General features: G+C 42.8%; 16 protein-coding genes. 9 read left to right on the top strand and 7 right to left on the bottom strand.

Translation table 11 applies throughout. The features are described from left to right. Positions 1 to 255: 255 nt before the first annotated feature. The gene (locus B2866_RS13080) at positions 256 to 420 is read left to right on the top strand and encodes a rubredoxin (protein WP_068406924.1); all 165 of its coding nucleotides are present in this window, start codon (positions 256 to 258) and stop codon (positions 418 to 420) included. Positions 421 to 694: 274 nt separating this feature from the next. Next, a complete protein-coding gene (locus B2866_RS13075; RefSeq protein ID WP_225211688.1) occupies positions 695 to 1,588 on the top strand; it encodes an alpha/beta fold hydrolase in 894 nt (297 codons plus the stop codon). Between the two features lie 129 nt (positions 1,589 to 1,717). On the opposite strand, the gene B2866_RS13070 is transcribed toward B2866_RS13075, so the two are convergent. Next, a complete protein-coding gene (locus tag B2866_RS13070; RefSeq protein WP_369811335.1) occupies positions 1,718 to 2,677 on the bottom strand; it encodes a WG repeat-containing protein in 960 nt (319 codons plus the stop codon). A gap of 570 nt (positions 2,678 to 3,247) precedes the next feature. Between B2866_RS13070 and B2866_RS13065 the strand changes: the two genes are divergently transcribed. Then, complete coding sequence (locus B2866_RS13065; RefSeq protein WP_296195121.1) at positions 3,248 to 4,180, top strand: DMT family transporter; 933 nt, start codon at positions 3,248 to 3,250, stop codon at positions 4,178 to 4,180. 88 nt (positions 4,181 to 4,268) lie between these two features. Here the strand turns inward: B2866_RS13065 and B2866_RS13060 are convergent, their stop codons facing one another. Further along, a complete protein-coding gene (locus B2866_RS13060; protein ID WP_296195120.1) occupies positions 4,269 to 5,681 on the bottom strand; it encodes a solute carrier family 23 protein in 1,413 nt (470 codons plus the stop codon). A gap of 495 nt (positions 5,682 to 6,176) precedes the next feature. Here B2866_RS13060 and B2866_RS13055 point away from each other — a divergent pair, with 495 nt between their 5' ends. Next, positions 6,177 to 7,610 (top strand): L-serine ammonia-lyase, encoded by a 1,434-nt coding sequence (locus B2866_RS13055; protein ID WP_296195118.1) that lies wholly within the window; start codon positions 6,177 to 6,179, stop codon positions 7,608 to 7,610. Between the two features lie 18 nt (positions 7,611 to 7,628). On the opposite strand, the gene B2866_RS13050 is transcribed toward B2866_RS13055, so the two are convergent. The 4 genes from B2866_RS13050 to xthA all read right to left on the bottom strand — a co-directional run bounded on the left by B2866_RS13050 (position 7,629) and on the right by xthA (position 11,879). Continuing rightward, on the bottom strand, positions 7,629 to 8,723 hold the full coding sequence (locus B2866_RS13050; RefSeq protein WP_296195114.1) for an RNA-guided endonuclease InsQ/TnpB family protein: 1,095 nt from the start codon (positions 8,721 to 8,723) through the stop codon (positions 7,629 to 7,631). Positions 8,724 to 8,919: 196 nt separating this feature from the next. Beyond that, complete coding sequence (locus tag B2866_RS13045; RefSeq protein ID WP_068408379.1) at positions 8,920 to 9,318, bottom strand: DUF4377 domain-containing protein; 399 nt, start codon at positions 9,316 to 9,318, stop codon at positions 8,920 to 8,922. Positions 9,319 to 9,710: 392 nt separating this feature from the next. Beyond that, the gene (gene argJ, locus B2866_RS13040; protein WP_296195113.1) at positions 9,711 to 10,934 is read right to left on the bottom strand and encodes a bifunctional glutamate N-acetyltransferase/amino-acid acetyltransferase ArgJ; all 1,224 of its coding nucleotides are present in this window, start codon (positions 10,932 to 10,934) and stop codon (positions 9,711 to 9,713) included. A gap of 120 nt (positions 10,935 to 11,054) precedes the next feature. Then, positions 11,055 to 11,879 (bottom strand): exodeoxyribonuclease III, encoded by an 825-nt coding sequence (gene xthA, locus B2866_RS13035; protein WP_296195110.1) that lies wholly within the window; start codon positions 11,877 to 11,879, stop codon positions 11,055 to 11,057. A gap of 277 nt (positions 11,880 to 12,156) precedes the next feature. Between xthA and B2866_RS13030 the strand changes: the two genes are divergently transcribed. The 5 genes from B2866_RS13030 to B2866_RS13010 all read left to right on the top strand — a co-directional run bounded on the left by B2866_RS13030 (position 12,157) and on the right by B2866_RS13010 (position 18,708). Beyond that, entirely contained in the window at positions 12,157 to 12,705 is a 549-nt protein-coding gene (locus B2866_RS13030; protein ID WP_296195107.1) for a hotdog domain-containing protein, read from the top strand. Positions 12,706 to 12,725: 20 nt separating this feature from the next. Further along, the gene (locus B2866_RS13025) at positions 12,726 to 13,523 is read left to right on the top strand and encodes an ABC transporter ATP-binding protein (protein WP_296195104.1); all 798 of its coding nucleotides are present in this window, start codon (positions 12,726 to 12,728) and stop codon (positions 13,521 to 13,523) included. A gap of 26 nt (positions 13,524 to 13,549) precedes the next feature. Next, positions 13,550 to 14,338, top strand: a complete 789-nt coding sequence (locus tag B2866_RS13020; RefSeq protein ID WP_296195102.1) for an ABC transporter permease — start codon at positions 13,550 to 13,552, stop codon at positions 14,336 to 14,338. Positions 14,339 to 14,641: 303 nt separating this feature from the next. Beyond that, positions 14,642 to 16,339, top strand: coding sequence for an AMP-binding protein (locus tag B2866_RS13015; protein WP_296195099.1), 1,698 nt, complete (start codon positions 14,642 to 14,644; stop codon positions 16,337 to 16,339). A 668-nt stretch (positions 16,340 to 17,007) separates the two neighbouring features. Continuing rightward, the gene (locus B2866_RS13010; protein ID WP_296195096.1) at positions 17,008 to 18,708 is read left to right on the top strand and encodes an AMP-binding protein; all 1,701 of its coding nucleotides are present in this window, start codon (positions 17,008 to 17,010) and stop codon (positions 18,706 to 18,708) included. Between the two features lie 114 nt (positions 18,709 to 18,822). Here B2866_RS13010 and B2866_RS13005 read toward each other — a convergent pair whose 3' ends face one another. Then, entirely contained in the window at positions 18,823 to 19,692 is an 870-nt protein-coding gene (locus B2866_RS13005) for an SDR family oxidoreductase (RefSeq protein ID WP_296195093.1), read from the bottom strand. Between the last annotated feature and the right edge of the window lie 103 nt (positions 19,693 to 19,795).

The following is a 19,795-nucleotide window of genomic DNA, read 5'->3' as shown; positions in this document are numbered from 1 at the left end:
ATTGGCAAGAGCAGCACACCTAAAACCTTTAAAATGACGCGTAAGCACTTGATAAAAGCTGGTGAATCTCAATATACAAGTGTAAACTTAACTATGAAAATAACCGCTATATGCTAAACTACGTGCGTTTTTACACGCTGAATGTTGGCTAGAATGCTTAATAAATGCTTTAAAAACACCTATTAACATAGTTAGTAGAACTGGTAATAAAAACACCAGTAATCGTAATACTGGAAATAATCGATAGGACTATTTATGAAACGTTATGAATGTATTGTCTGCGGTTGGATATACGACGAAGAGCTTGGCTGCCCTGAAGAAGGCATCGCGCCTGGCACCAAATGGGAAGACATTCCAGACGACTGGACGTGCCCAGAATGCGGCGTTGGCAAGCTTGATTTTGAGATGCTCGAATTTTAAGCCAACGATCATCTAAATAGGATACTTCATGACAGAATCAAACCCCACCAATCACACAAACGCGCCTGTAAATTCAGAAGAAACCGACAATGCTTTAGTACTTAATGACAAAATGACGAATGATGCAACGCTTAGCTCTTCACCATCTAGCTCTTCAACGCTTAGCGCTGCGACAATTAACTCTCCAACAATCAGTTACCCAACGCCTGAATGGCAAAAGTTTGGCGACCATGCTTGGTATCCGTCTGATTTGAGCGAACATCTTTATCAAGCAATGATAGATATTGGTGATGGCATTGAGCTGTGCGTTGAAGCCGGTGGTGATCCCAAGAATCCGCCATTGCTTATGATTATGGGGCTGGGCTCACAAATGATCTTCTGGCCCGACAATTTTATCAAACGCTTTATCGATGCTGGGTTTTTTGTGATTCGTTTTGACAATCGCGATATCGGCTTGTCATCAAAAGTACAGATTGATGGTTTGCCGCGTATCAGTCAATTAAAAATGATGATGCGCTTGCAAACGGGTCTGTCGAATAAAGGCGCACCGGTTGCTTATAATTTGACCGACATGGCAGAAGACACGGCACGTTTAATCAAAGCCTTAAAACTTGGTAAAACGCATCTGCTTGGCGCTTCTATGGGCGGTATGATCGCTCAAATCGTCGCCGCGCGTTATCCGAGTTTGGTGCAGCGCATGGCATTGATGTTTACCACCACCAATCGAGCGTTTTTAAAACCGCCGAAACCTAAGCAGTTATATACCCTTATCAATCGTCCTGAGAGCCACTCTGAGCGCGATATCGTGCGTCATAGCGTCTGGTTTATGAAAACCGTTGGTACGCCAGGACACGTCAATGTGCGCATGGTACGTGATATTGCCAAGATACGTTATCAGCGTAATTTCCATCCACTTGGTACGGTACAACAGCTCAATGCTATCTTAGCTTCTGGCTCGATTAGCAAATATAGCAAACAAGTTAAAGCACCGACGATTGTGCTTCATGGCAGCGCTGATGGCCTATTACCCGCCTCGCAAGGACGGGTGGTTGCAAAGACCATACCCAATGCAACTTTTCATTTAATCGAAGGCATGGCACACGATATTCCCGAATACTATCAGCCTTATATGGTCGATTTGATTAGTAAGCACTTGCTAGAAAAATAACCGTTTAAGTTTAAGGTAAGTCCACCTCAAGCAAAAAAAGAGTGTCAGAACGATGAATGATCTATCGCTCTGACACTCTTTTTTTTACCGGCAAATTTAAGCGTGATATTAAATGATAAGTCTTAAGTATTAATCACAAGCAATGCTGTCACCCTCTTTATCAATACACATTTTATTGCCGTTTTCTAAATTGCCAATCCAAGCTTTGCCATTTGTAAATACAAATGCAGGTTGGTCTTTATAATAATCACTCACACTCACAGTGCTATTATCAAAGCGAAAAGGAATCACCAACTCGCCGCCTAAATTGACAAAGCCCCATTCATTATCGATACGCACGCCCGCCAAGCCTTCAGAAAATGGTCGCACTTCATCGAAAGAATAGGTAATCATAGAGATGTTATTCTCATCAACAAAACCCCATCTGCCGTCTTGTTGACGCGGCTGCAAGGTGGTAAAACCACGAGACGGTTCTAGCTTCTGCGATTCTTTGGCATTACTGCTATTATTCTTGATGTTATTAGCAGCGGCACTCTTCGCTGTTTGACTAGCAGCACTACTATTTGGGTCAGATATAGGTTTACCATTTTTATCCAACCAGTTGATGGCTTGATTTTTACGTACTCGCGTCATGCCGCTACGATAATCGTCAATGTCACTAATTGCAGCGGCAAATGGCACGATGGTTTTATTGCCCGTATCGACAACCCCATAATGACCGTTTTGCTTGACCACAATCCGATTTTCAGAGACGGGACGCGCCCAATTTTGTCCTTCTTTGAGCATATCGTACACCGCAGGGATCACCTCGCGACCTTGCATATTGACATAGCCCACCCGACCATTACGCAGCACTGGTAACAAGCCACCCGATATTTTATCGGCATCTACTTTTTGATAACGGGTTAAATCAAGCACACTTTTGCCTTGCTTATCAATCAAGGCAACTGGTGCACCGAAATCTTTTATCGCTAAGAAATAGCCACTACTAGAGGTACAAGAGACATTTTTATAATAGCTTTTGGGTATTTTGCAGCTGGCGGCTTGTGCATTTGACATCCCAAAAAACGTAGCAGCTATGGCGCTCATGACAAATAGACGCGCAATGAAACTGCGACGTGGCAGCAGTGTAGATAAGAAGTCTATTTGTCGTTTCGATATAGAACGTTGCAGCATAAGCAAACCTAGGCTAAAAGTAATAGAAGCACTGTGAATATATGGGGAGTTCATTGTAAAAACCATATAGCGGAACTGTCATAGATTTTTTGAAGCCTCTAGAGAGCGAAGCGCACAGCAAGCGAGGAAAATTTACGACAGTTTCGCACAAAAATATCATGTCTCTATTTTATATAAAATTCACTATATTAAGTTAAGTATTTGAAGAGTATCACTATTTTAAAACAGGATGTGCTTCAAAATACAAATAGATGATAGAGTAACAAATGGCAGCTTGTGCGCCAATGCTATTGCTGTAAGAAAGTGACCGCTTTATTTATCTATGGTGAGTGATAAGTCATTATAAAATAAATCGTGCCAAAGCATTCCAATTTAAGAGTAAAACACTGACAATATGGCCTGTCTATACAAATCAACTCTTTAGCAAACCACACTTAAAAAGCATTTTAAAAAAGTAACATAGTAATGAGATAAGGATATTGCATGGCTATCGCCTCTTCACGCTCCGCCGCTACTGGCTTGGTCATTGGTTGCGTTATTTTTGGTTTGGGCAGCTTAATTGTCGCCCATGTCGATATCGGTGGCTGGGCAATGTCATTTTGGCGACTGGCTATTTCTGGCGTGGTGTTTGCTATATTGGCTAAAATGACAGGGCAACGACTTCCGCGCTCAAAGCGTGCTGTTTTTTACGGTCTATTATCAGGCGCGTTTTTAGGACTCGATTTAGCGCTATGGCATGAGAGTATTTATGCGGTCGGTCCCGGTATCTCAACCTTATTAAATAGCTTGCAGATTTTCTTTTTAGCCGCCATTGGCTTTTTATACTTTAATGAGCGGCAGTCTATTTTGCAGCTCATCAGTTTATTTTTAGCCATGCTAGGCGTGGCAATGATAGGTAGCCCTGAGTTTGCACAAAATACCGCGGCGACTTGGGGGTTTGTCACGGGTATTGTTTCAGGCGCTATGCTTGCCGCGTCGATGACCTTTATCCGTAAAACCCATGATACTGAGCCAACGCCGATATTTATGCTGATGCAGCTGGTGAGTATCGGCGGCGTCATAGCAATGATTCTGCCGATGTTTATCTTTGATATGGGTAATATTTTGCCCAATACTTGGTCTGAGATTGGTTGGATATTGATTTATGGCACGGTGATGCAATGCTTGGCGTGGGGGCTTATCGCCTACTCGATTCCTAAGCTGTCTTTAGCATTGACAGGGCTGCTCTTATTAACCGAGCCCATTGCGGCCTTGGTGATTGATTATAGCTGGCTTGATAAACCGATTAATACGTTGCAATGGAGCGGCGCGCTACTGACGATGTTTGCCATTTATTTAGGGTCGTTAAAACCCAAGCCACGCGCGCTACGCCGTTATCGTTTTTTTGCCAGATTTTATAAACGAAATTATAAATAAAGCGGTAATGAATAAAAGCCACAATAAGTAAAAGCCACAATACTTATTGTGGCTTTTTTTACGATGAACAAATCAATCTTTTTGACGGTTAATCTTTTTGTCGATTAAATAAGGCATTCAGCACAATCGCCGCTAAAGTCGCGGTGCCAATTCCGCCTAAATCAAAGCCGCCAAGATGTAGACTAAAATTACCCGTACCCATAATAACGGTAACCGCGGCAATGATTAAATTGCTATTTTTGCTAAAGTCGATATGACTGTCTATCCAAATTTTTGCCCCAGCAATGGCAATCAAACCAAATACCACAATAGAGGCGCCGCCCAATAAAGCCGCCGGTATGGTCTGAATAATGGCACCAAACTTTGGCGACAAGCCGAGTAAAATAGCAACCAAACCCGCTATCACAAAAATCGTCGTGCTATAGACTTTGGTCACGGCCATGACACCGATATTTTCTGCATAAGTGGTCACCCCTGTGCCACCAAAGCCTGCTGAAAACGTCGTCGCCAAGCCATCAGCAAAAAATGCTCTGCCCATATAAGGCGTCACGCGCGCTTTAGTCATGCCTTCGACCGCTTTAAAATGCCCTAAGTTTTCGGCAATTAAGATAAAGGCGACAGGTGCAATCAAAATAATCGCACTCATCTCAAAATGCGGCGTATGAATACTTGGCAGACCAAACCATGAAGCCGCCGATACATTGCTAAAATCAATCGGTACGCCATAACCGAGTATGTTGGTCATAACAAAATAAGCAATATAAGATAGGATTAAACCAACCAGCAACAACAGACGGCGCAGCATACCGCGGGTAAATACTGCAACCCCACTGATAAGCAATACCGTCAGCGTCGCCATCCATGCATCAAACTGGTTAGCAGACACCCCTTGAATGGTCACAGGCGCCAAGTTTAGACCAATAATCATCACAATGGCACCGGTGACAATAGGCGGCATCAAACGCTCAATCCAGCCTGTACCCGTCTTCATCACCAACAAACCTATCAAGGCATAAATGATGCCGCAAGCCATGATACCGCCCAAGGCGACATTCAGATTGTCATTGAACCCCACGCCTGCATAGGCCGTAATCGCAATCACAGGACCAATAAAGGCAAAGCTTGAGCCCAAATAACTGGGCATGCGCCCGCCAGTAATGATAAAAAACATCACCGTACAAATACCGGACATCAAAATGGCTAAATTGGGGTCAAACCCCATTAATAATGGCGCGAGCACGGTCGAGCCAAACATCGCAAACGTATGCTGCACCCCTAATAAAACACTCTTGGCAGGTGGTACGTATTCATTAATACCGACCGGATCGCGATCCAAATTGCCGCTATACGGACGCCACGTTGGAAACCAGCGACCATTGTCAAAATCTGGATTGTGCGGATAACTCACCGCGGCGGCATCAATGCCAGCCGCTGCTAATGCATTATGAGAAGCTGGATGATTGCTTTTTGGCGTTGGAGAGTGAGGTTCAGGTGTTGTCATGCGCTGTCCTATTTGAGCTAAGAGAATACCAATCAGCTAAAAACTGTGAAAATACGGCTATGAAAATACAACTGTACATTGAGTCAAAACGATAATAGCGAAAATGTATTTTCTTACAGTAAATATAAATCGCTACATAAATGGCATTAAAAATAATGCTCGACTGTTTGCGCCATTATCTACACTATCGTGATGGCTGAATTACAGGATGTTACAAGGATATTGGTTGCGAGCATGATAACGGAGTTCTCTAATAAATAAAAGTTATTATTCAGCTGCCTTGTGTCCGCTTATACTGACAGGTATTCATAGATAACGTCGCAATTTTTAAATGCTCATCTCTTTTATTTAAATGAGCATATAAACAACGCTCTGTATCATCATAACACTGTATTTATCAGAGAGTTTTTGGACGGCCATCTATTATCTTTTCACACCAGTACTAAGGCCCTTCTATAACAGACGCTGATGCACTGACAATTTCTTGGTATTTTTATGATTAGTGTTTTCGACTTATTTAAAATTGGTATTGGACCGTCGAGCTCTCATACGGTTGGGCCTATGGTGGCAGCCAACTTATTTTTGACGTCATTGCTTAAGCAAAGCCCATTAACGACGATTAAGAATATTGAAATCGAGCTTTATGGTTCTTTGGCTGCTACTGGTAAAGGGCACGCAACCGATACAGCGATATACCTGGGCTTACTTGGACATACGCCAAGCACCATTGATACGTGCTTAACTGCTGAATATCTAGCGCCTATTTTTACAGATAAGCAGCTTAATCTATCGGGCAAACATAGTATCGACTTCGATACTGAGCGCGATATGTATTGGTATGATGATACGGTATTACCTTATCATCCGAATGCTTTGACCATCCGCGCGATATTAGCCGATGGTAGCAAATATCAGCAGACTTATTATTCAGTTGGTGGCGGTTTCGTTATCAACGAAGATGACGCCAATAATCCCGATGAGGACCATGCCAGCCCAACGATTGATATCGTTCCCTACCCTTTTAATAATGCCGCAGAATTGCTTGAGCAGTGCCGTGAACATGGACTAAGTATCAGCGAGTTGGTCCTTGCCAACGAATGCCATTACCGCAACCAAGCAGACGTCTTTAGCTACTTAGATACGATTTGGGATGTGATGCAGGACTGTGTGACTCAAGGCTGTAAAAACAGCGGTATTTTACCCGGCGGCCTTGATGTTAAACGTCGCGCCCACGATTTACACAATCAATTATGCGCTGAAAAAGGCCTACCTATCGCCAAGACTGATAAGCTGGCCGCGATGGACTGGGTCGACTTGTATGCCCTTGCCGTCAACGAAGAAAATGCCAATGGAGGTAAAGTCGTCACCGCCCCAACTAATGGTGCGGCGGGCATCATTCCGGCGGTCTTGCACTACTATCGTGATTTTCTGCCCAATTATAACCAAGATGGCGTGCGTAAATTCTTATTAAATGCCACCGCTATCGGCAGCTTAATTAAACAAAACGCTTCTATTTCAGGTGCTGAAGTTGGCTGCCAAGGGGAAGTCGGTTCAGCCTGTGCGATGGCAGGTTCGGCATTGGCTGAGATAATGGGCGGCTCGCCAGCGCAGTGTTTGAATGCCGCCGAGATTGGTATCGAGCACAATTTAGGTCTGACTTGTGATCCGATTGGTGGTTTGGTACAAGTCCCTTGTATCGAGCGTAATGCGATGGGCGCTGTCAAAGCCATCAACGCCGCGCGTCTTGCCTGCCGCGGCAATGGGCAGCACTTTGTCTCGCTAGACAAAGCGATTGAAACCATGAAGCAGACAGGCGCTGATATGTCTGATAAATACAAAGAAACCGCACGCGGCGGTCTGGCTATTTATGCTGATAACCGCATTCCCACTGCTACCCGCGGTGTCAGTGTCAATTACAGTCAATGTTAATTTGACTTCCTCCCCTCCCTAAAGTGAGGGGATTCCTACTACTAGACGCTCAAGCCCGAGCGCGAGAATGTTTTTTGCCGCATTAATATCACGGTCATGAGTGACACCGCACTCGCAAAGCCATTCTCTTATTCCAAGACCCGTCCTACCTTTCGGACTGTTTTGGCGTGAGCCACAACACGAACAAGTTTGGGTGGTGTAACTTTCATTTACCTCATCATAGTAGCAACCTGCGTTCTCGCACTTATAGGTCAGTTGCCGCTTAATCTCAAACCAACCTGCGTCATAGACAGATTTGGCTAGCTTGGTTGAGGTAAATGATTTTGAGTGAAGTTTGCCAATGATGATTATTTTATTAGTCTTAGCAAGGTTGGTAGTGAATTTATGAATCAAGTCTTGGCGTGTATGTTTAATCTTGGCGTGAATCGCCTTAATTCTTTGTTTGTTTTTAGCCCGCTGAGCAATGCCTAGTTTTTTAGCGTATTGCTGGGTGACTTTGGTTTTTAGTACTTCACCATTACTTGTCGTTGCTGAGTCCCTGCAGCCTAAATCAATACCTACTTGTTCAGTGCCACAAGTTGTTTTTGGAAATTCTTTAACGGTGATACAGGCATACCAGTGGCCACGACTGTCTTGTACAAGCTCACAGGTGTTGATGGTGTAGAGTGCTAGATTATAGCTATCCCAGACGTCGATGGTCAGCTTCTTGCCTTTAGCCAGGCTAAATTGAATGGTGGATTTAAGAGCTTTCTTTCCTGCTTTTTTGACACCTAAGTATTTGATTGCTGTTTTTTTAAAGGGAATCCAACCAAGTGATTTACGCTTAGATTTTGGGTTGTTGGTTCGCCAGTTTAGTTTGGCTTTTTTGAATTGCTTTCGAGATTTAGCATGGGTTTCGGTAATGGCTTGTAAGGTTTGACTGTGCAGGTTTAGCAGCTCGCCACTACCTTTTACATAAGCCGCAATATCATAAGCTGAAAAGAAATGATTGGTTCGCTGCCAGTGTTTAAAACTCAAGTCATTCACATAGTTCCACACAAAATTAACTGCGCCCGCTAAGGTATTTAGCTGATTGGCATGTTTGTCTTTGATGCGACACTTGAGCGTTTTCATAGAGTGATTATGGTCTTAATGAGTTTGGTTGACAAGTCTGTTTTAAGGCTGAGCGACACTAGTTGACGCCTAATGTCCACGCCCTAGAAGGGACGTGGTTTTACAGCGCTTTTTGATAAAATACGTTTACCTTTTTCTGTGACTAAAAAAAGCCTCTAATGATTAGAGGCTTTTCTATAATAAGCTACAACTAAAATTATTCAGCAGTTTTAGAAATCACTTCGTTTAGAATCCAAACTGGTTTAACCACTTTCGTTGCTTCATTCATAACCGCTTCTTGACGCACATCTAGAATATAGCGATAGTTTGGCTCATAAGTAAAGCCTTGAATATCACCATTTAGAGGCGTGTAGTTTTTCTGATAAGTCTGGCGATATTGTAGGCACTCTGACTCAACCATAGTACCACTCGCGGTGGGCAGCTCACACACCGCTTTAAGTGGTGCTATTTCAATTTTGAAACTTGGAATGTTAACCACTTTCACATTCACAGGCTCGCCTTCAACCACCATAGTACGCTCATCATTCATACCCATGGTAGAACAACCTGACAAGACAAAAGTCGTCATCAATGCCGCAATTGCTAATTTTTTCATTATTAAATCCTCAGTTTATTTATTAGTATTAATCATTACCTTTCAAACTCATTTTAATCAATTATCACTATTCAAAAGGTAGCAAGCAGTCATAAAGATACTGTTAATCAGAAAATCAATCTAAGCTCATCTAAAATAAAAACGAACACAATTGATATAAATTTCCTCAACTATTAATAGTACCGTCTATTGTTTACTGCAGTAAGTATAGGTCGCACCGATGCCTAGCCTCTATAACTGCTTTGTAAAGTAACGTCAGCTTTTGCAACTGCTGTTAATAAACGGTTTAAATTAGACCGTATTTAATACAAAAATATTGAACATAAAAAAACGCTCAAAGCTAACATTATAATGGATGGCTTTGAGCGTTTTTATAAAATGATAGATAACTTTTAACTGCGATAGTCCGCATTTATCTTAACGTAATCATAAGACAAATCGCAGGTATAAACGGTATCCTCGGCATCACCGCGGGCCAAATTAATATGAATAGTAATCTCAGGCTGGCTCATGACTTCTTTGCCCGCCGCTTCCGTATAACTTGGCGCCACACCGCCATTTTTACAAATCGTCACTTCATCTAAATAGACATCGACTTGCTCGGTATCAAGGTCGTCGATACCTGCATAACCAACCGCTGCTAAGATACGTCCCCAGTTGGCATCGCTGGCAAAAAACGCGGTCTTGACCAGTGGTGAATGCGCGACCGCATACGCCACATCGCAGCATTCTTGCGTGGTTTTGCCACCCGTGACTTTAACCGTCATAAACTTGGTTGCGCCTTCTCCATCTCGTACAATCAATTGTGCCAAACGTACAAAGACTGATGTCAAGGCATCAAATATCGGCTGATAATGTGGATGCTCTGGGCTGTCAATCACCTCTGAACTTGCCTTTCCGGTTGCAATCAACACGCAACAATCGTTGGTTGAGGTATCGCCATCGACAGTAATGCGATTAAAAGATTGCTCGTTAATTTTGCTCAGCATTTCTTGCAATAAATCAGCAGCGATATTGGCATCGGTCGCCACATAGCCAAGCATGGTTGCCATATTAGGACGTATCATACCCGAGCCTTTTGACATCCCAGTAATATGATAGCTGCTAGTGTCAACATCAACCTTTGCACTGGCAAGCTTTGGAATTGTATCAGTGGTACGAATACCATTTGCTGCTGCTAACCAATTATTAGCGCCCAAACTGGCTAACGCATTGTCTAAACCTGCGATGATGGCATCACTATTGAGTGGCTCACCTATTACGCCTGTCGAAAATGGCAATACAGAGCTGACGTCTACGCCAGCTTTGGCAGCTAAGGCCGCACAGATATCAAGCGCGCGGCGTTTACCGTCAGCGCCAGTCCCAGCATTGGCGTTGCCGGTATTGGTGATTAAATAGCGCGGACTGGCTTTGGCAAAATGTTCTCGTAACACGCGTACTGGCGCCGCACAAAAGGTGTTTTTGGTACTGACAACGGCAGTGTTGGCGCTATCAGCAATCTCTATCACCACCAAATCATCGCGATCTTTGTAGCGTACGCCTGCCGCGGTAGCGCTTAGTTTAATCCCATCAATAGGATAAATCGTATTAGGTACTGCAACGTTGCCGACAGCCATCATTCAATCCTTATTCATCAATGCTGATGTATTATTTATTGGTTATTGGTTATTCATTTTTAGTTGTGAAAAACTGGTACTAAAAATCTGATGTTAAAAGTCTATGGTTCAAGCCAGTTATTATACTTTATTTAAATCAAACGCTGCCCAAATTGGCGCATGATCAGAGGGTTTTTCCATGCCGCGTAGCTCATAGCTAATACCCGCATCAACGCAGTGCTCTATTAAATCTGCCGTACATAAAATGTGGTCGATACGCAGCCCGCGCTTAGGATCATCATTGAAACCGCGACTACGATAATCAAACCAGCTATATAATTCGGTGCTGTCTGGATAATGCAGACGATAAGTATCGGTCAGCTCTCGCGCCATCAAGTTATCATACCATTCGCGCTCTTCAGGTAAAAACGAGGTTTTTCCATTTTTAAGCCAGCGCTTGGCATTGGCCTCGCCGATACCAACATCGATATCTTTTGGGGCAATATTCATATCACCCATGATAACCAGCGAGCGCCCTTCTGCTTTTAGCGTATCAATATAAGTTATCAAATCTGCATAATAGGCACGCTTCATAGGAAACTTAGTCGGATGGTCTTGACTCTCGCCTTGCGGAAAATAACCGTTAAGCACATCCACTTCGCGACCGTCAAATACATAGCGGGCATGTATAAAGCGCTTTTGTGCCTCTTCATCTTCTCCCGGAAAACCTTTTTGCACAAAAATAGGGGCAATTTTAGATAACAATGCGACGCCGTAATGCGCTTTTTGACCAAAATACTCGACGTGATAGCCCAAACCTTCCACATCGGCAAGGGGGAACTGCTCATCATGTACTTTGGTTTCTTGCAGACCGATCACATCGGGGTCGATAATCTCTTTTATCGCCTCCAACTGATGTTGACGGGCGCGAATACCATTGATATTAAAACAAACAAAACGGGTCATAAACTATCCTATCATTATGAGTTAAAACAAAATCTTTCTATAACAAGTATTTTTATAAAATAAGGCAAGCAGTGAGACATTATAAATAACGGCCTATCATAACAGACATCAACCAGTCTAGCTGTTGCGCGCCTTTATCTCTTACGATAGAGTAGCTATCATGAGTAATAATCTAGGCATTATTACTTTTTTATTTTTATAACCTTATATATCAACATCTCAAACTTTACACGCTATTAATGGCGCAAACTTACTGAGCAACACGATAATGACAACCATGAATAAAAATACCGCTGCACCATCGATGCACATAACCACCCCGCTATTTGCTACTGATTACAATGTCTATATTAACCATACTGATGCAGGCGGCATTGTCTACCATGCCAATCATCTGGTGTTTTTTGAAAACTGCCGCCGCGACTGGTTCACCAAGCTTGGTTTAAATGGTTATTTTTTACAGACCGATGATGGTGAAATTCAGCATTTTGTCGTCAGCCAAGCAGATTTGCAATACAAAAAAGCCATTCTATTAGATGAGGTCATCAATGTCCGCATTGATAAGGTCGAGCTAAAACCTGCCAGCATTGTATTTTATCAAAGCATTCATCGCTCAGCGCCCAATGAAGAGGATATTGCTCAGAAACGCACCCCTCTTGCAAATACCACTTTATTAAGTCGCGCTAAAATCGTTATCGCTTGCGTGCAAAACCAAATCACGCCAGACTCTGCAAGCAATCATAGCGCACCCATGCGCCCTATTCGTGTACCGCAAAAATTACGCGAGAGCATTGAGCAAGCACTCACACAACATGCTAATAATTAAAATGATTGAACGAATAGGCTATGAGCGCCAATAAGACGGATAATAAGGCTTTTATGCTAGCATTTGAAGATATTTGGGTCCATAGCAAGCGCACGACTCCGCTCCCTAATTACCGCCGATGGCGCGAAAAATTCCAGAGAAGTTCAGCGTCCAATGATGTTCTATCCATTAACGACCGTGCATTGATAAGTGGTGCCAGTGGTACATTACTGGCTGGGCAAGTGACGGTTTTGACGGGCGCTTCTGGTAGTGGTAAGTCTGTCTTATTGCGCGTACTAGCAGGGCTTCTGCCTATGACAACTGGCGACGTTTGGCTACAAAGCGATGCGCAAAATAGAGATACTCGTGATAGCATTCATGAAATAGAACCCATGCATTGGCGCTCGCAGGTTGCCCTTCTCGCGCAGCAGCCACAATTGCTAGAAGGCAGCGTTATTGATAACTTGCAATTACCCTACCGCTTGGCAAGCCATCAACAAAAGCACTTTAATATCGACTGGCATATCGAGCAGCTTGAGCATTTAGAGCGTACCTCTGACTTATTACAACAAGACGCCAACACTCTGTCGGGTGGCGAACGGCAACTGATCAATACACTGCGTTTATTGCAATTAAACCCGCAAGTATTGTTATTGGATGAACCTACTGCAGCCTTAGACGTCGATACGTCAGCTAAACTCGTGCATTTGCTTATCAACTGGTTACGTCGTGAGCCGACGCGCACATTATTGTGGGTAACTCATGACACGCAGGATATTATGCCATTAGCAGATAAACATTGGCATATGGATGCCGGCGTTTTAACCAAAGTAGATTAACCTTGCCTTTATAACAAGCTCCCGTGATGAATACAGATAACATGCAAATCGTACTGACTTATGCTGATATTGCGCTTGCCAGCAGTTTGATTATTATCGTGCTGGTCGTGTCATGGTTTTTACGTCTAAGATTGACCAAAACACTTGTCATTGCTGCTGTCCGTACGGTGATACAGCTTAGCTTTATCGGCCTGATATTGGCATGGATTTTCGCTCGGGAACAATGGTACGAAGTATTAATTATTTTGACCATCATGACTTTGATTGCCGGTAGCGCTGCCAAAAATCGAGTCAAACACACGTATAAAGGTCTGTTAGTTGATACGTTAATCGCTGTCAGTGCATCAGCAGTATTGGTTACGGTCATCGCTATTAGTCTGATTTTGCAAGTGCAACCTTGGTATACACCGCAATTTATCATTCCTATACTGGGCTTAATACTCGGCAATTCTTTAACCGCTATCTCCCTGACTAGCAATCAGCTTATCGAAAACATCCATAGGCAACAAGGGCGTATCGAGATGATGTTAAGCCTTTCTGCCAAACCATTCGAAGCGGTGCATGAACAAATACGAGCGGCTATTATCAATGGCATGACGCCTACCCTAAACTCGATGCTGGTTGTCGGTATTGTCAGCTTACCAGGTATGATGACTGGGCAAATACTTGCCGGTGCCGACCCCACCCAAGCTGTGCGTTATCAGATTGTAACTATGTTTTTAATCTGCGTCAGTAGCACCCTTGGCTGTACGATAAGCGCTTTACTCATTTATCGACGATTTTTTAATAAAAAACAGCAGTTTATCTTACCATAAAGACCGTTGTTCATCTTTTAACTGCATAATGAATAAACTTATTTATCCACATTTTATATGTACTGGCCAGTACTCGCATGCTAATATTGTCTTTACTTAGATTCATGCTAATGTATTGCTTAAATGTATCATTATATCGTCGATACATTATATTTTAGTTGCAAAAAGATTTAGTAGTCCGTCAATAGATAAGGATGTTGTCAAATTCAGCGGCCATTGTTTTACGTCAGCGCTGATTTTTTTATTGACACGGATACGACTGCTTAACGATAGAAACTTAATTGAAATTCCAGGACGCTGACTATGACGTTGAATAAACCTTGGCTTGCCCAATATCCTAAGAGTGTGCCGAAAACTATCGATCCAGATAGATATGGCAGCATCGTGGAGCTGTATGAAGAGTGTTTTGACCGCTTTCGTCTGCATCCTATGAGTATCTGTATGGGCGTGACTCATACCTATGATGACATTGATAAGGCCTCTCTTGCCGTCGCCGCTTGGCTACAAGCACAAGGACTACCTCAAGGCAGTGTGGTTGCGCTGATGATGCCAAACGTGCCGCAATACTTGCCAACGATGATTGGTATTTTGCGCGCAGGTTACGTCTGTACGCCCGTCAACCCTCTTTACACTGGCCGTGAACTGCGCCATCAGTTAAATGATTCAGGTGCAAAGGTTATCTTTGTGGTGGATAATTTCGCTCAAGCACTCGAGCAAGTAATTGATGAGACGCAAATTAAGCGTATCGTCTTATCAAAAATGGGCGATATGATGGGCCTCAAAGGTATTTTAGTAAATACCATTATTCGTCAAGTCAAACGCCTGGTGCCCAAATACAAACTAAACGACCCTAAGCACGAAGTCACGAAGTTTCCCGATGTGCTCAAAAAAGGCAAAAACCTACCCTTCCAAAAGCCAAAAATGACTTTAGATCAAAAGGCATTTTTGCAATATACCGGTGGTACAACCGGACTTTCTAAAGGTGCGATTTTATCTCAGCGTAATATTGTCGCAGGAGCCATGCAATCAGAAGCATGGACGCGCCCTATTACGTCAGAGATTAACGAAGTCTATATCAATATGGTCATGGCCCTACCGCTGTATCATATTTTTGCCTTTATGCTAAGCTCACTGGGTATGCGCTCAGGTTATACCTTTATCTTGATACCCAATCCACGAGATATCCCTGGATTTATCAAAACCTTATCCAAACAACCGTTCCATATTTTCCCAGCAGTTAATACGTTGTTTAAAGGATTGCTTGATAATCCAAACTTTAAAGACCTTGATTTTAGCTCACTACGTATCTCACAAGCAGGCGGTATGGCAGCGACCGAACAGACGGCAGCACGCTGGTTAGAGGTTACTGGTTGCGCCATGGTTGAAGGTTGGGGTATGACTGAGGGCGTGGCTGTCGGCACTGCTAACGTTGTTACCGACCGTAAGTTTAACGGCACCATTGGCGTCCCAATCCCTAGCGTTGATGTCATCATCATAGATGAAGACGGCAATCGCGTCGGCGTCAATGAGGCTGGTGAGATGTGTGTTAAAGGCCCTAATGTCACCTCAGGTTATTTGAATAGAGACAGTAGCGAAGACTTTACTGAAGACGGTTACTTCCGCACGGGTGATATTGTCAGTATGGATGAAAAAGGCTACTTTAGATTATTAGATCGCAAAAAAGATATGATTTTGGTCTCAGGTTTTAACGTCTTCCCTAACGAAGTAGAATCCGTGATGCTTGATTGTGAAGGCATTCTTGATTGCGCGGTGATCGGTATTCCTGATGAGCGTCAAGGGGAAGCGGTCAAAATCTACGTTATTCCTGCTGACAATAACGTGACAAAAAGCTCGATCAAAGAGTTTGCTCTAGACAATTTAACCGGCTATAAATGTCCACGTTATATCGAGTTTGTCACTGAGCTACCAAAAAGTAACGTTGGTAAAGTATTGCGCCAAAAACTGCGTGAGAAGCATATGGCCGATAACCCTCAACGATAATCAAAGCAAATATCTATGCTCAAAAAGCGCTCTAGCTAAATGGTAGAGCGCTTTTTTATCTTAGCGTATTAAACTTTAGTATGGATGTTACTTATACTGTTGATATTCACACTGTCATAGTATTACTACTACCTTACTGTTTTTTTAGGCAAACCCTCTAGCAGACTTACACCTATTAGCTGCTATTATTTATATTGTTAACTAATTCTAATCTAAAAACACTTTCATCTTATATTTTTCACCATTCATCGGATTTTACTTGCAACATAGTTTTATTCTTTTATCAACCTTAACTATAAACTCATAAGTTTCTGTATTACCATAACGGGTTCAATAGCAGTTATGTTAATGTAACGCCAAAATATGTTACGCTATTGTTTATCATTTTATATTATTAGTTAGTATTAATAATATCCTCGATAACTGGCTATTTAGTCTACTTAAGCACTTGTTTCTAGTAGTTAAGTACCTTTCTAGTTAAACAATCTTGTAATTAAATCCATTTGTATAAAGGCCACCTTATTTTAGCAGTATGTGATTAAATGGGATAGCACGCGACAATCCATGGACTATACAGCTCTTCTGTAGAGCAAGGGTGGTATTGTTGACAGGGATGTGACTACTTTTTTATAGAACCTTAACTTATCACAAATTTAAGGACACTAAGTATGACCACTGATAAACCTTGGCTTGCTCAATACCCGTCGAACGTACCTAAAACCATCAATCCTGATCAGTATGAAAGCCTCATAGACCTTTATGAAGAATGCTTCGATCGCTTTCGTATGCACCCTATGACCATTTGTATGGGCGTCACGCACACCTATGGCGACGTGGATAAAGCCTCTCTTGCCGTGGCTGCATGGTTACAAGCCCAAGGGATTCCTAAAGGTAGTGTGGTTGCACTGATGATGCCAAACGTGCCGCAATATCTACCAACGATGATTGGTATTTTGCGCGCAGGCTACGTTTGCACTCCGATTAATCCGCTCTATACGGGTCGTGAGCTGCGCCATCAATTAAATGATTCTGGTGCTCAGATTATCTTTGTGGTGGATAATTTTGCCCAAGCGCTCGAGCAAGTGATCGAAGAGACGGACATCAAACGTATTGTCCTATCAAAAATGGGCGACATGATGGGTCTCAAAGGTATTTTGGTTAATACGGTTATCCGTCAGGTCAAACGCTTAGTGCCGAAATACAATCTTGACGATCCTAAATACAACGTTACCAAATTCCCTGACGTGCTTAAAAAAGGTAAAAGCCTACCGTTTCAAGCACCAAAAACATCTTTATCACAAAAAGCGATTTTGCAATATACCGGTGGTACCACAGGATTATCTAAAGGCGCGGTATTAACTCAGCGCAACGTCGTTGCCGCAGCGATGCAGTCAGAAGCCTGGTACCGACCTATCACCTCGGAAATTAACGAAGTCTATATTAATATGGTTATGGCGCTACCGCTGTATCATATTTTTGCTTATATGCTGAGCTTACTTGGCATGCGTTCTGGTTATACCTTTATTTTGGTACCAAATCCACGTGATATGCCTGGATTTATCAAAACATTATCCAAACAGCCGTTCCATATTTTCCCAGCGGTTAACACCTTATTTAAAGGCTTGCTTGATCAGCCAAACTTTAAAGACCTAGATTTTAGCTCATTACGTCTCTCGCAAGCCGGCGGTATGGCAGCTACTGAACAAACAGCAGCGCGCTGGTTAGAAGTGACTGGCTGCCCTATGTTAGAGGGTTGGGGTATGACTGAATGTGTAGCAGTCGGTACTAATAATATAGTCACCGACCGCAAATTTAACGGTACGATTGGCACTCCTGGTCCAAGCGTCGACATTATTGTTATCGATGAAGATGGTAAAAAGGTAGGCGTTAATCAGGCAGGTGAGATGTGTATCAAAGGTCCAAACGTCATGTCGGGTTACTTTAATAAAGACAGTAGCAGCGATTTTACCAAAGAGGGTTATTTTCGTACGGGCGATATCGTCAGCATGGATGAAAAAGGCTACTTTAGATTATTAGATCGCAAAAAAGATATGATTTTGGTCTCAGGATTTAACGTCTTCCCCAATGAAATCGAGTCAGTCATGCTCGATTGTAAAGGGATTATTGAGTGTGCGGTCATCGGCATTCCTGATGAACATCAAGGCGAGGCGGTAAAAATATATATCGTCCCTGCCGATAATAACGTCACTAAAAGTGATATCAAAGAATTCGCTATCGATAACTTGACCGGTTATAAATGCCCGCGTCATATCGAGTTTGTCAGTGAGCTACCAAAGAGTAATGTCGGTAAAATACTACGCCAAAAACTGCGTGAAAAACATATGTCAGATAATCCGCAAACACTGTAGTATTTAAACCTCTAAAGTTGCAAAAAAATAAAAGCCCGCTATATTTTATATAGCGGGCTTCTTGTTGTTTTCATTCTTTTTTTATTTCTGACATCGGTAATAAAGTACCCGCTATCAGCTAACTCTATTGACCACTTGTAATGGCAAATGCTTCATTGCTTGACCGACAATTGACCAAGGTAGGCTTGGTACGCAAGCTTCGTCTACTTCCACCTCAATCGCCGCAACAATGGCTTTAGTACCTGTTTCGGCATCCACTTCAAACGGCAAAGGTTTGGCATTTTCATTGATTTCCGTGCGCACATAACCTGGATAAATAGTCGACACTTTAATCGGCAATTTGGTCAATAACATATCCGCCCGGATACCTTCCGCTAGATGCGCCAAACCTGCTTTACTTGCGCCATAAGCGGTTAAATGCTTAGGTAAGCCGCGCATCGCTGACATACTTGATATCACCACCAGATGACCGCTATTTTGGGCCCGGAAGATATTCATCGCTGCTTCACATTGCGCAAGCGCTGAGATGAAGTTGATCTCTACGGTTTTGCGATTGGTATCAAAGCGCCCTTTGCCAATCCGGCGGCTATCGCCAACGCCAGCATTGACTACCACGCGATCGATATGACCAAAATCCGCTGCGAACGCATCAAATACGTCGAATATCGCATCGTAATCACTGACATCTAAGACGCGATATTCAATACGAATATCAGAATACTGAGCCGTTAGCTCGGTTTTTAGGTTCTCTAAACGCTCCGCACGGCGAGCACAAATAGCAAGGTTATAACCAAGTTTTGCAAATAACTTTGCCATACCCTCACCCAATCCTGAGCTTGCGCCAGTGATTAAAATCGTTTTGCCACGCCCAACCTGCTGCTTATTTAAACCTTTCAGATAGCGCGCCGGCTGAATGGCACTAAATAGCTGATTTTTATGGTGGTTAGCGCTACTGGTCACTAAGTTTATTAATTTATTTTTCATAAACCATCCTGTTGGTATTCATATAAATGACGTCGACTGTCTATCATAGCGTAAATCTATAGAGTAAGTTTAGCAGTTATAGTGTAAAACAAAGACGCAAGCT

This window comes from Psychrobacter sp. UBA3483, assembly GCF_002377905.1.
Lineage (GTDB): Bacteria > Pseudomonadota > Gammaproteobacteria > Pseudomonadales > Moraxellaceae > Psychrobacter.
Note: the sequence above shows the minus strand (reverse complement) of the source record. Positions and strands in the feature narration are given on the sequence as shown.